Source organism: Pedobacter chitinilyticus (genome assembly GCF_003313385.1).
In the GTDB taxonomy this organism is placed as follows: Bacteria; Bacteroidota; Bacteroidia; order Sphingobacteriales; family Sphingobacteriaceae; genus Pedobacter; species Pedobacter chitinilyticus.
The window spans coordinates 1,121,624-1,135,371 of the sequence record NZ_QMHN01000001.1 but is presented as its reverse complement, the minus strand read 5'-3'; the positions used below and the strand labels follow the sequence as shown (position 1 = coordinate 1,135,371).

The window sequence follows — 13,748 nt, the reverse complement described above, 5'->3', positions numbered from 1 at the left end:
TTACAGCCCTAACAATGCTATTCGGAAAAATCCGCAAGGAAGAAGACTATTACCTAAAGAAAGCAATTCTGGGCGAACGGGAAGGGTTTGAATATCTTGTTAATACTTACCGAAACTTAGCGTACACTGTGGCCCTTAAAATTTGTGTAAATAACGAAGATGCGGAAGAGGTGGTACAAGATTCGTTTATGAAGGCTTTTAAGGCATTGGCTACCTTTCAAAGCGCCTCCAAGTTTTCAACCTGGCTTTACAAGATTGTTTACTACACCGCGATAACCAAGTTAAATTCCACACGTAAAAACCATGTAGAGCTTAACGAGGAAACGGGTGCCGCTGAATATATCTTAAACGAAAGGAGAGAAGTGGCTGGGCTAGTACAGGCCGACAGAAAAAAATACATCAATTTGGCACTTGCCCAACTGGTAGAAGAGGAAAGAATCGTGATCACACTTCATTACCTTGGAGAAAAAAGCGTTGCTGAGATTGCAGAAATACTTGGGCTTGGAAAATCTGCAATTAAAATGAGGCTCATGCGAGGCAGGAAAAAATTGGAGGAGTTATTAAGTGTTTTATTAAATGACGAATTAAAAGATTTATGATGAAAAAACATAAGAAAATAAAAAATGCTGACCAATTGACTTCTTTGCTTAAACCAGAGCTGTTGGATACTCCTTCAGTAGCATTTTCCGACAAATTGCTGCACGCATCCATAACCAGTTATAAGATAAGTTATAGTATCAAGTACAAAAAAGAGGAGCGTTTAGGGAAAATGATCATGTTTATTCTCCTATTTTTTAATTTAATGATGCTATATATTTTGAACCCTTTTGCGATGCACCATGCTGTACTGTTAAGTTTACTTGCTTTGATGGTTGGTGTTGGGTTTTTGCTCTGGGTGAGGATCAATAATAGTTTATTTCAGGCTAAAAACTATATCATGCATGCTAACTTAGATAGACAATGAGGTGATTAAAAAGTTGATGTCTAGAAATTAGCTTTTTCCGAAACCTATTTCATATGAAAGTTTATTTGGAGAGTTGTTCGATAGGATGTAGGAAGCTCCAATTGCCAAAGAAATAGCCATTTTTCCATCTAATCAATTCTAATTTTCTGCCAGCCATTTAGTAAAAGTACCATTCACGATTTCCCGAATATTAGATCGATCTAATCCATCGATGTACCATTGAACATCATCATGTTGCAGATCTTCAACACCATAATACAATTTATAAAATGGGCTAATATAACTACCGTAATCTAATTCATAATAAATGTCTCTTAGCAATCTTAAGCTTTTTAAAAGGGATTGAATATCTGAATTCTCCATAATTTCGAACGTGAATAGGTGTGATACATAGTTTCTAATCACCATTTTCTGGTCAGAATAATCCAATTTTAGTTCTTGAAATACTTTTTGGGTTAACGATTGTAGTTCAAATTGATCATAAGGCGGACTGATGCCCGCTAAGATGACTAAGTGCTCCGAATCAAAACCATTCATCAGCATTTCAACGGCCCAATCAATCCACTCTTTATCTACATCTCTGTTGAGTGACTTGTAAGTCAAAATAGCAGCAGTTGATTTTGGGAGCGTATTCATGATGGGTTTAAATATACGAACTGAGGCTAATTTAGTTAAAACTTAGTTCCACTAGGTTCTCAAAAATTGATTAAGTAAGCTATTTCCGCATATCATCAAGTATTGGGTTCGGGAAAAACCTTTAGCGAATAGCTAGAGACTTTTTTGTTTTCTATTGAAAAGTTTCATAATGTTGAAGAGCAATTTGAAAAGCTATAGGTGTTGGATACCTATCTATTAATAAGTGTAATGAAACAAAAGAAGAATCAAAATGGGCAATTGGGGCACAGGTGTAAAAGACAATGATGTATTTGCAGATATTTATAGCGAATTCTTTGACCAATACAATAGCGGAGCTCGCCCCGAATACATTTCGAAAAAAATAATTGAAACACACTGGGAGATTCTTGAAATAGAGCACGAAAAAAATAGCCTTTGGTTTGCCCTTGGCCAAGCACTATGGGAAACAAAATCACTTGACACAGAAATATTAAAAAAAATAGAGAGTGTTATTAATACAGGTGAAGAGCTAGCTATCTGGCTTGAGTTGGGCGCTAGTGAGATAGACATAAAAAAACGTAGAATTGCGCTGGAGAAATTTTTACAAAAATTAAAATCGGATAGGCCTAAAGCAAAGCCAAGAAAAAGAATTAGGCTTAGAGTACCGATATTTGCCGCAGGTGATTGTTTGTGCTTTAAAATGTCTAATGGCAATTACGGTGGCGCTGTGGTTTTAGCGGCTGATTACAATCCAGAAACAGCTTACAATTTAGTAGCTACAACAAGAATTAATCAACTAACGAAACCTACTCTTAAGGACTTTGAAAATTCGGAAGTACTAATTTGCAATTTTGGTAGTTGGGAGGATAAGCCAGAAGTTACTTGGTATATGCCAGATCTTTATTTTAAAGCATACGCAGAACTTTATGAAGTCGTGGGCAGAATACCTATTGATGCTGTATATGATGTTAAAAACTATCGTGGCGACGATTATTTATTTCAACCATCATTTACATCAGGATGGAAGATGAATTATATGATCGAAAAGCAGCTTGAGTCTGAAGAGACAAAACCTAAACCTTTAAAATCTCTTAAAATAAATAGGTTTATCTAAAGAGTTGTTCATTAAGATGTTGGATAGGCCAGTTTTTTGGTTGGTGATAACACGAACCATAGGTTGAAAACAATATATCAACGTTATAGAAGAAGAACAATTTGATGAAATAATCAGCTCTTCTGGTATGATTGAGGTCAATACAGCTTGGAATACCGCCAATAATAATGAGCTTGAATAAGCTAATCAGAGATTACATAATCTTGAGATGGTAATGTTAGACAACAATAAGTTCTTAAATAGACTGATAGAGCTATTAGAAAATATAATAAACTTAACTGATTATAATATTATAATTAAACAATGTTTATTCTAAGATTTGATTAGCTTTTATGATATTAAGACTTTCATCGTAGACTAGCTTTTTGGTAATTCCAAATTCACAAGGAATTAATTCCATCTGGAAAACTTTAGCATTTGGTATTTTATTGATTATAAGTTGTAAAAAAAAATGTTTTTCTTTCTCGGGGAAATTGCAACCCAATATTATTTCTGAAACCGCATTAGATGGGAGTTTTTGAATTTTGCCATTTTTATATTGGTGCAACAATCTAAACTCCTTTTCATGCTGCCAAATCTCCCACTTTATGAAAAATATATCTAAAAATAGTTGATGATCTTCTGATGGGAATAACGGTAATTTGGGAAATTCATTCTTGTACCTTACCGCACCGCCCATTCCAAAAATTCCACAGTCTATTATTACACTTGAATCGTAGCCTATACAAAAGCCTTTATGTGAATTTGAGTAATAAGACCACATTAAGAAATTATCGTATTCAGGAGTTAAACAATATACACCGAAATCATTACAAATTTGATTGTAATTCATCCGATCAAATTTTTCTATATGTTCTTCATCAATAATTAAACTTTTCTGCTGGATATCATATGCGATTTGCTGATATTCTTGTTCAGATCTATTTGGATAGTTGATTTTTGCAATTGATAAACACTTTTTATAAATTTTTTCTTCTGTTAAATCTTCTTCACGATATCTGAAAGGTGTTTTGGAATCTAAGGGATCATTAAATTCATTAACTGATGGTATATAAATCTCACTATCTAATAAAGATCGTAAATGATATGGGTTTTCGTAGTCCCTGAATTTGTATATTGTTTTAGGAAGATTTAATTCCTCAATGGGAACATGGTTTAGATTACTTTTTTCTTCCATTTGCTGTCAAATTAAATTGCTTTATTACCTTATCCAAATTATCAGTCATCAAAAATCCCCCAAGCCTTAGATTGTTATAGTCATAAATTACAACTAAATCAAAATCATCATAGCCGCTCAATAAATCTTTATAATCCATACCCATATTTAATCTTGAATAAATTTGACCTCCAACATTACTCGATTTAGGTATTATGGCAATATCTTCAACAAATTCCTCTCCCAACGTTGTTCCAATGATAAATCTGAAATCATTTCTTTTCTGCCTAGCTTCCTTTAATTTCATATTAAGTATTTAATTTTCTACAAGTTATAAAGTGTGTTTTGAAAAAAATTGTTTATTTATCAACATCTCTAGTAGGTAGTCATTTTTCTTTACAAAAAAGCCCTTGACGTCATCAAGGGCATTCACGATCTTTTTATAAACTGCGATTTATTTTTTCTTGAGCCTTCTTGTCTTATACTTTCTTCCAAAGATTTCATAAAATTGAATGCAGCTAAATCACTCATAGGGCGTTCATTCTCTTGCGCAAATCATCATTTTCGGGATCATCATCTAATTCCTCATTCTGTTTTTATTTTCTAAATTCATGTTATTTTGATTTTTCGAAATGTGAATGCATTTTAAGAATTTAAAAAATCTATTTTAAAATAGTACACAAACTTATTCTAGCAAATCATTTACATTTGGTTTGACGATAACGACTCAATTCAAAGATTGTCCCAACTGGGAATATTTACCTAATTTTTTTCAAAAAAATCCTTCCACCTATTTGAATCTCAAAATCAAACTATTAAATTTGAGATACATCCAACCTGAAATTATGAAAAACAATCAACCAATGGCTACTCAGCTAGCCACTGCCGTATACAAGCAGCATTTTATCCCTTCCTTTTTTTACTACCTATCCGCGTTTGGCTCATGGCCTACGTTCCGTTTTACTGTGCTGCTTCAGCCGATGCTTCCCTCAAATTCATCTTCCATTGCAAAAATTAAATAACCAAATATTTACCTTAAAATTTCCAGATTATGGCAATTACCAATTTGAACAACACCCATTTGTCGACTGCGGAAGCCACTGCAGCAAAACAGGCCGTTAGCCAATTAGAGACCGCTTTAGCCGTAATTACGGTTACCTTGTCTTCAAAGGAGCGTAAAAAGTACGGACGCATTAATGAGCAAAACAAGCTCTTTGTGAACAAGGTGCACGACTACCACCAAAACCAGCCCGAATTGAGTTCCGATAAATTTGATTGGGACGAGTTTGACAGAGATTATGAAAGCCGTCAGCTAATGGAAAACCTGATCATTAGATTAAGGAACCTGCTCACCAAGTTAAAGAGCGCTAAAATTCTCCACGATTTTGATAACTATCAAGCATCCCTTAACGACTACAACTATACCAGTTTTATGGCAGGTTCGGGAGCGGAGAATTATGAAGTAAAAATGAAAGAGCTTAAACAGTTCTTTAGCAAGGCTAAAATTAAAAAAGATAAAGATCCAGAAGCTTAAGTAAAGCCTCGGTTCATGTATTTGAAAGGTCCGTAGCGTTATTTTTAACCTACGGACCTTTGTTTTGGTGTCACCGACTATTCTTTTAACGATGCCGTCGGCTTGTTTAACGCTCCGATCCGCTTGTTTAAGCCTCCGTTGGCATATGAAATGCCAAATTAGCCATCGCCGATGCCAACCGAGTGATACAAAATGCCAAATTTGCCATATGAAATGCCAACGGAGTCATCGCGGATGCCAACCGAGCCATACAAAATGCCAAATTAGTCATCGCCGATGCCAACGGAGCGTTAACGGATGCCAACCGAGGCTTAAACAAGCCTATATTTGTTATTATAGCAATGGTGATGCGTGTTCACCAAGATCATCCTTTACACACTTCATGATGATTTCAATAAAAACATCACTATTGGTGTTTTTAAAAACTGGTCTTTCCAAGTAATAGAAAAGACCAGCTTTGCTGCATTTTTTAGTTAGCCTGGTTTAAGGCTTCCTTTATTCTGGTTACAGTAATATCCTGACTTGGTCTTGGGGCATCATTATCGAAAATCCTACCGTTTCGGCCTATAATGGCATAATGTGGAATACCCGATACATTAAACGCTTTGGCTATCGGACTATCAGAGCTTGACTTAGCTTGCGAAAGCAGATGAATGCCTTCTATTTTATCATCGGCTATTGCTTTTTTCCAAGCATCTATTTTACTGTCAACGCTGATATACAAAAACACAACGTCTTTGTTATCCTTAAATTTAGCATGCAATTTAGGGCTGCCGTTTTTCATTTCATACCTGCATGGGCTACACCAGCTTGCCCAAAAATCAATGTACACAACTTTCCCTCTAAAGTCTTTCAGCGAAACATCCTTACCTTCCAAACTTTTTAAAGTAAATTCGGGTGCCATCTTGCCCGATGAGAGCTTATCCATTTTAAGGTAAGCATCCGTTAATTCCTTTTTTTGGATTTCAGTGGCATATTTGGCAATGTAATCGTCCATAAATGGTTTGAGCTGTGCTAAGTCTTTACTTTTGCCAATAGTATACTTTATCATTTCAAAAAGAGCAATGCGCTTTAAATGTTCGGGATATGTTTTTTCTAAAAGTGCGATTTTAAATTTAAGGTCCTCCTCAGTCGATAATGCCTGATCCAGTGTTCCCTGTTCAAACCTTTCGCGGTTACTTAAAAACACAGGGAAAACATGTGCCATGAATGCTACGTAGTTAGCAGAACTAACAAACTTATCGTCTATTTTTACTTCATTTCCCAATGTCCAATAGCTTGGCGGAATACATGCTGAAAGTTTTTTTTCAGGCGTAACATAGTATCTTGGGAATATAATGGGCAGCGATAGTTTATCTGATATAAAAGAGATCTTGCATTCTTCATAAAATGCTGCACTCACTTTCTGCCGATTGGCCTCCAGCATATTCAATTTTACTTGCCCTAAATCACAATAGGTTTTAATCGCGTCTTCAATACTCAGAATTGTATTCCCGATCTCTTTTTGTTTAGCTTGGTAGGCTGTTTGATACGCCTGTATACACTCATTTAATAACTTCGTCTCTTCTGCTCCTTTACCAGAGAATGAGCTATTTTGATCAAAGTCCGAAATTACATTTAGTTGAGCTCCCTTTTCCAAATATAGCGTTAGCTCTCTTTTTACAGGTTTGTCAAAGCCTACCCTTACCTGCAAGGGTTTATCCAGGCTATAATGCAATACATAACGGTTATTTTGGTCTGGTTTGGTAAAAAAAGCTTTATTATTGCCAGTCGCCCAAATGGAGTCGGGTTTAATGCCAGTAATTTCAATATTAACTTTTGTAGCTTCTTTTTGTGCTAATGCCATGCCTGCATAAAGGCTTAGCAAAACCAACATCAATAGTTTTTTCATGGTTTTATAATTAAATATGGTTTATGGATTTTGTGTGATTGTGGTATTCGCATTCATAATATATGGAGGGAAGCGAAACGTTAGCCGCTCTGGTTTCAATGGAATAGACTTGATGATATTCCCGCTCGCATCATAAATGTGATGCACCATGGCCACCGTAGACTTGTAGGTCTCGTCAACCGATAGGCGCCGCATGTCCCACCAACGTTCGCCCTGGGTGGCATACTCCCTAATTCTTTCTTCCAAAATATATTTGGTTAAAGCGATTTTATCTGATGCGATATCGGTAGGTATATTTGCAGCATTTGCTACATTTTTATCCATTCTCGTTTTACGAAAAGCAACCAGATCTGTCACAGCAGCAGATAAATCTCCTGTACGCGATTCGCACTCCGCCTTTAGCAGATAAATATCAGGAACACTAATGCCTGCATTGCTGTATCTGCCATAAGACCTAAGCATACCTTTAGGAAACGCAGGTGCCGTAAGCGGAAAAGGTGCATTGCTGAAGAAATTGAGGCGAAGATCCGCTTTGGTAAATAGGGCCGCAGTTTGCGGATGAACAGGGAAAGCTGAAAAAAAATAACTATAAAGATTGATGAATTGTTTAATATACAGCACTTCTTTATCTATAGCTAAATTAAAACGGTTGGGACCGGTAATTGGATTTACTGGATAGAAAACACCCCCAACACTAAATGCTCCATTGTAATCATATAACCCTATTGGAACGCTAGACCCCGAAAGATGGTTAATAGAAGCGGTAAATAGCGGCAGTGCTTTGTCAAACTGTTGCATGTTAACGTAAACTTTGCCCAAAATGGCTTCTGCTGCGGCTTTTGACATGCGCTGCCTGGCGATAATTTGAGCTGGCAAGTTCGGGATTGCTTCAGTTAAATCTGCGATAATCAGGTCGTAGGCATCCTGTACCGAAGAACGTGTAAAGTTAGTTTCGGTCACGTCAGCCACCTTAACCAAAGGGATACCCATATCCGAAGCAGCAGTAGCCGCGTGATAAGGTTTTCCGTAATAATTAACCATCATAAAATGTACCCAGGCCCTGCCAGCCAGGGCCTCGGCCCTCAACGCTTTTTTCTTCGCATCATTCCCTTCTTTGGATCCCATCACCTCGTTGATAATTTTGTTATAGGAATATAACTGGCGTTCGAGTATGGTTAACTCAGAAGTATTATCCCCAGATAAATAAATATCATCCTGGTATTCAAATGCTTTTTGGTCACTAACTAAGCTAATTCCCGTACCAACACTATAGGAAGGATTAAACCCCGCCAGTTCATCCGACATAACGATTTGTGAAGCCATATTAATGACATTCAAAGACCTGTCATTCAATAAAAGTTCATAATCTGAAGTTTTGGTGGCAACCGCTACGCCTTTTGGAACAACTTCCAGAAAGTCTTTTTTGCAGCCCCACACGAGTGCAGCTAAACCAACAAAGAGTATTAATTTTAGCTTGTTATATTTATTGTAAAACATGGCTTTTATCATTATAAGGTTAAACGTATACCCAGGTTAAATGCGTTTTGTGCTGTAGGAAGCGTTCTGTTGCCAAAACGAGCATCCTGAAACTCGGGGTCAATGCCGTAATCGTTCGCTTTCCAAAGCATGATATTAGACATACCCGCACGCAGGCTTAAACCCTCAATCTTAAGCTTACTGAGAAGGGTTTTAGAAAATGTGTAAGCAATGCTCAAGTCTCTTATTTTCATGTAGGCAGCACTAACAATATTCGTATGCCCATATCGGTAATAGTCAGTATTTCTCTTCGCATGGTCTGTAAGGTTTCTGTAGCTTGGAATATCAGTAATAAATTCGTCGCCAGGCTTTTGCCAGCGATTAGCGAAATCAGTTCGAAGGTTGCCACTTTGAAAATTCTGATTACCAATAAAACCAGGTGCACGCAGACCTTCGGTGTATATCGTGTTGACATCCCTGAACATAACATTGCCAAGATTATAAATAATGTTGATGTTGAGTGAAATATGCTTATAACCGAATGTGTTGGATAACCCGCCGTTCCACGAAGGTTGAAATACCCCTTTAAACAATGCATCATTTGCCAGTGGGGTAGTGGCATTGGTCATACCCAATGAGGCACTGCCGTTAGCAAGCCGTACCAATGGATTGCCAGAGGCATCCAAGCCCGCATAATTAAAGGCAAAAACCGAAAACGCAGGATAGTTTTGCAGGTATTGTGCATTAATTTGATCCCTTCCAGTAACCACAGCAGTTAACAGATTGATTTTGGTCACCTTATTTTTGTTATAAGATAAAGTGAAAGAGCTGTTCCACTTGAAATCATGACTATTAATATTAACCGACTGAATAGAAGCTTCCATTCCGCTATTGGAAATGTTACCCACATTGCCCACAATGGTTGGAAAGCCTGTAAAAGGATTTACACTTAATGGACCAATCAGGTCAGATGACTTTTTTTGATAGAAATCTAAAGAACCACTAAGTCTAGAATGGAATAAAGAAAAGTCGAGCCCCACGTTTAGCGTACGGGTTTGTTCCCAAGTTAGGTTTTTATTTCCTGGGGTTTGAACACTATAAGCCTGCCCACCTGGCACATTAACATTTGTAGAGGCGACAAGTACATCTTGGTTGGCACTTTTGCCAGGGGTTGGCGAGTTTCCGCCAATACCGTAAGTGATTCGCGTAGCAAGGGTATTCACCGTTGCATTACCTTTTAAAAATGGTTCATTGCTAAGGGTCCATTTTCCGCCCACACTCCATGCAGGTTTACGCTGTGCCGATTTGTTGATGCCGAAAAGATTACTTTTATCTTGTCTCCAACTGGCGTTTAAGGTATATCTTTTATCAAAAGTGTAGCCTACATTTCCATAAAATGATTTGAACCTTTGCAGTGCTTCAGATTGTGTAAATGGTGTTTCACTCAATCTTGCATTGCCACCTAAGGTAGGGATAATCCCCCCAGCTATACCCGTTGCAGTTAATGTATTATAATCTATTAGGGTAGATGTTTGGGCAGTTACGTTGTATCCAAAAACACTGCTGCTTGTGGCAATATTTTTTTGCTCTTGCGCTTCATAACCGGCCAATATACTGAGCTCATGTAGTCGATTTTTTGACGTATAATCATATACCAACTGATTCCTAATCGTCCAGTTCTCATCGGTATAATTGGTAGTGCCATATTTCCCGTTAATATTGGGCAAATTATATTTAATGGTACCGCCATTATTTTGTGCAAACTGTAGAATTTGTATATTCTGGTTGTAATTCGTATTGTCGTCATAGCTTGTTGAACGGTTGGCACCCCTTAAATAGCCAAACACACCTTCATAGCGTAAACCTTTATAAAGATTAATCGTAAGGCCAGATGTGAGACGCGCTGTAAAAGCTTTACTGTCGCTCATACCCGTGCGCTGATTGTCAATAGGATTATACCGCAAACTTCTACCAGTTAAAGTTTCTAATGCCGCAATGGCCTCTATGGGCGTATACCCCAAGTAAGACATATCTATACTATTGCCCGAAGCGTCTTGAAATAATTGATACGGTAAAAAACGATTATCAGGAGTAACTGCACGGCTTGAAGCGGTGCGCTGGTTGGTCAGGTCGGCAATAAAATAGGCTTTAATATTTGGGTTAAAAGTGTAATCGTGTCGGGTATTGATTTTATAGGTATTGTCGCTATTTCCAGGAATATAACTTTGGTTATTGTGATACGAAATTGAGGTATAATTGACATAACGTTCTGTTCCGCCCGATAAAGAAAGGGTGTGGTTCATCAATACCTGTGGGCGGTAAAAAATATCTTTCATCTGGCTAAGATTATCAATACCAGCAAGGCTATCCAGCTTGGCATCTCTTACGGCGGCCGAGATTAAGCCTTTGGCGAAGTCCCATTCGATCTTTCGGTCTGGAGAATAGCCTGTATTACCAGAAACAGGGGTATAAATGGGGCTGTAGGTGTAGTTGATCGGATCAAAGGTTTCTTTGGAAGCTTGTAGGTATTGTGCACTATTCATCATTGGAAAATAACTGATGTTTGGCCTGCCCTGAAAGTTGGTAAATGCATTATAACTGATTCTTAGTTGCTGATTTTTACTGCCTTTTTTGGTGGTGATCACAATGACACCATTAGACGCCCGCGCTCCCCAGATAGAGGACGCTGTAGCATCCTTTAATACCGATATGTCCTGCACATCTTGCGGGTTAATCGAAGAAATATCTGCAATGGGTATTCCATCTACGACAAATAAAGGCGTGGCGCTGGCATAATTTTGTACGTTAGATAGTGTGCTTAATCCACGAATAAGGTATTGTTGCTTTCCGCTAGTAGGCGAATTGTTGATGACCAATCCAGGTACCAGTCCGTCCAATCGCTGGATGATGTTGTTGCTGGTGGCACGATCTGCTACAACATTCATATCAGGCTTAGCAAATGAAGCTGCACTGCGTTCTTTTGAAATTTGCTGATAACCAGTAGTTACAACTACTTCTTGCAGTTTTCCAGAAAGCTTCATTTTGATAATACCGAGATCTTTTGCAGCTTTTATGGAGTAATCCTGATAACCGATATAGGAAATAATGACATAAGCTTGTTCTGCTACATTTTTCAACTCAAATTCGCCCGCCGCATTAGTTACAGTAATGGCTTTCCTGCCTTTAATAGACATCGAAAAATCTCCAGTTTTTTCATCCTCAGAAGATTCCTGAACCAGGATACTTATTGTTGCCCCCACCAAAGGATGGCCCGCCTCATCAACTACCTTTCCCTTTACATCAATTTCGCCAAATAATGCTACTTTATTTTGGGGTAGGGGCTTCTTTTTGGCCAGTATGACAATAATCTTACCTTCAATATTATAAGTAAGTGAGGTTTGGCTGAAAAGTGTTTGCAATGCCTCCTCAAGGGGCACATTACTCACTTTAATAGCTACCTCTCCAACAGCCTTTAACAGGTCATCCTCAAATAAAAAATCGTAATTAGTTTGAGCCCTTATTTTCTTGAGTATTTTCTCAACAGAAGCTCGTTTTTCATTAAGTGTAACCCGCTGGGCAAAGCTGGCGGCGCTTACCTGCATCATTGCTGCGATAAGCATGACGATGGTTAGTCGCATAATGCGCAATAATTTATAGTTATAAATTTTATACATTTGTTTAGGTTTTGGTGAGCATACTGCCTTTAGGTTCCAAGCTTCGGCATTATGCGTGTAGTTAATTTATTTATCTCAACCAAATCAGGTCAGGAGTATTTAGCCATACTTCTGACTTTTCTGGATTTTTTAATCATCGTATTTATCTTTCTACTATAATTTTTCTCCCTTCTATTTTAAAGTGAACTTTTTCAGTTATTTCTATTCTTTTGAGCACGTCAGAAAGGTTGCTTTTTCTTGAAACCCATCCACCAAGTCTGATGTCTTCTTTTATATCAGTAGCATATACAATTTCAACATCGTACCATCTGGCAATTTTGCGCATGCTGGTTTTAAAATCCTCGCCTTTAAATACAAAATCTTCGTTTTTCCAGTCCATCACCGATTCCAAATCAGCTTCAACTATTTTGGCTTGCCCATTAGCAAGTACCGATTGCTGGCCTGGGCTAAGGATCATTTTGTTAATTTTAACACGCCCTTCTAATAAAGTTGTGGTCACAATATCATCGTCGTTATAATTGCTCACATTAAAATGTGTTCCCAGCACTTCGATATACTGCTTATTGGTTTGTACTATAAATGGTCGCGTTGGGTCTTTAGCTACTTCGAAATAAGCTTCTCCACTTAGTTTAACCTGCCGTTTATCATTTTTTTCTGATTGGCCTAAATAGGTTAAATGGGTTGAGGCATTTAGCCAAACCTTGGTGCCGTCGGGTAGGGTGATTTGGTAAGTTCCGCCCTTTGGCGTATGAATGGTGATTTCATTTTCATGCTCAGGCAAAATAACCTGTGCAGTTTTCAATTCGGTTCCATCGTTGTACCTAAGCTGGTTTTCAGTGATGCTTAATCCAGATTTTGAAGCGCTTAAATTAATGATACGGCCATTTGAAAGCGTAAGGAATGCCTTATTGCTGCCTGGCTTAATTTCACTTGCGTAACGATTGTTTTCCTGGTCATTAAAATAATCGGTTTTGTAAAATAACAAGCCAATGCCAGCAATCAGGATAACTGCTGCGGCCCATGTGATCCAACTACGTGAGTATAATTTTACTGGTTTTCTTTCCTCTTCCTGTAACCTTGTCCAAATTCTTTCCAGGCTTTGGTCTGTTGCCGCCACATCAAACTCAAATGGTTCATCAATTTGCCAGTTCAGGTACCAACTTTCCAGCAGTGAAATTTCTTCTTCTGTACAGGTACCAGCATCAAATTTTTCTAAAAGGGTTTTTAGTTGGTATTTATTCATTACCGTTTGGGTCTATTTTTGCCAATTAATAGTATAGACCTTTAACTGTGCGGCAACAGGTAGATGACTAAAAAAAAAATG

At 37.7% G+C, this 13,748-nt stretch carries 11 protein-coding genes; 4 read left to right on the top strand and 7 right to left on the bottom strand.

All coding sequences use genetic code 11. The features are described from left to right. Nucleotides 1-14 precede the first annotated feature (14 nt). Together DUT70_RS04780 and DUT70_RS04775 are read left to right on the top strand one after the other, a co-directional pair. The gene (locus tag DUT70_RS04780; protein WP_113646129.1) at nucleotides 15-599 is read left to right on the top strand and encodes an RNA polymerase sigma factor; all 585 of its coding nucleotides are present in this window, start codon (nucleotides 15-17) and stop codon (nucleotides 597-599) included. Continuing rightward, nucleotides 596-964 carry a hypothetical protein gene (locus DUT70_RS04775; protein ID WP_128353292.1) on the top strand — a complete coding sequence of 123 codons (369 nt, stop codon included), beginning with the start codon at nucleotides 596-598 and terminating at the stop codon, nucleotides 962-964. Before DUT70_RS04780 ends, DUT70_RS04775 begins: the two co-directional genes overlap by 4 nt. Nucleotides 965-1,102: 138 nt before the next feature. Here the strand turns inward: DUT70_RS04775 and DUT70_RS04770 are convergent, their stop codons facing one another. Continuing rightward, nucleotides 1,103-1,600 carry a hypothetical protein gene (locus tag DUT70_RS04770; protein ID WP_113646127.1) on the bottom strand — a complete coding sequence of 166 codons (498 nt, stop codon included), beginning with the start codon at nucleotides 1,598-1,600 and terminating at the stop codon, nucleotides 1,103-1,105. 250 nt (nucleotides 1,601-1,850) lie between these two features. Here DUT70_RS04770 and DUT70_RS04765 point away from each other — a divergent pair, with 250 nt between their 5' ends. Beyond that, complete coding sequence (locus DUT70_RS04765) at nucleotides 1,851-2,693, top strand: hypothetical protein (protein ID WP_113646126.1); 843 nt, start codon at nucleotides 1,851-1,853, stop codon at nucleotides 2,691-2,693. 307 nt (nucleotides 2,694-3,000) lie between these two features. Here DUT70_RS04765 and DUT70_RS04760 read toward each other — a convergent pair whose 3' ends face one another. Together DUT70_RS04760 and DUT70_RS04755 are read right to left on the bottom strand one after the other, a co-directional pair. Further along, nucleotides 3,001-3,870 (bottom strand): DUF2971 domain-containing protein, encoded by an 870-nt coding sequence (locus DUT70_RS04760; RefSeq protein ID WP_113646125.1) that lies wholly within the window; start codon nucleotides 3,868-3,870, stop codon nucleotides 3,001-3,003. Continuing rightward, nucleotides 3,854-4,156: a hypothetical protein gene (locus DUT70_RS04755; protein ID WP_113646124.1), complete on the bottom strand. Its 303-nt coding sequence runs from the start codon at nucleotides 4,154-4,156 to the stop codon at nucleotides 3,854-3,856. The genes DUT70_RS04760 and DUT70_RS04755 overlap by 17 nt, the downstream gene beginning before the upstream one ends. A gap of 744 nt (nucleotides 4,157-4,900) precedes the next feature. Here DUT70_RS04755 and DUT70_RS04745 point away from each other — a divergent pair. Continuing rightward, the gene (locus tag DUT70_RS04745) at nucleotides 4,901-5,383 is read left to right on the top strand and encodes a hypothetical protein (protein ID WP_113646122.1); all 483 of its coding nucleotides are present in this window, start codon (nucleotides 4,901-4,903) and stop codon (nucleotides 5,381-5,383) included. Between the two features lie 469 nt (nucleotides 5,384-5,852). Here the strand turns inward: DUT70_RS04745 and DUT70_RS04740 are convergent, their stop codons facing one another. The 4 genes from DUT70_RS04740 to DUT70_RS04725 form a co-directional block, all read right to left on the bottom strand. Then, a complete protein-coding gene (locus tag DUT70_RS04740) occupies nucleotides 5,853-7,274 on the bottom strand; it encodes a TlpA family protein disulfide reductase (protein ID WP_113646121.1) in 1,422 nt (473 codons plus the stop codon). 21 nt (nucleotides 7,275-7,295) lie between these two features. Then, nucleotides 7,296-8,771: a RagB/SusD family nutrient uptake outer membrane protein gene (locus DUT70_RS04735; protein WP_113646571.1), complete on the bottom strand. Its 1,476-nt coding sequence runs from the start codon at nucleotides 8,769-8,771 to the stop codon at nucleotides 7,296-7,298. An 11-nt stretch (nucleotides 8,772-8,782) separates the two neighbouring features. Next, entirely contained in the window at nucleotides 8,783-12,424 is a 3,642-nt protein-coding gene (locus tag DUT70_RS04730) for a SusC/RagA family TonB-linked outer membrane protein (RefSeq protein WP_113646120.1), read from the bottom strand. 142 nt (nucleotides 12,425-12,566) lie between these two features. After that, the gene (locus DUT70_RS04725) at nucleotides 12,567-13,667 is read right to left on the bottom strand and encodes a FecR family protein (protein WP_113646119.1); all 1,101 of its coding nucleotides are present in this window, start codon (nucleotides 13,665-13,667) and stop codon (nucleotides 12,567-12,569) included. Between the last annotated feature and the right edge of the window lie 81 nt (nucleotides 13,668-13,748).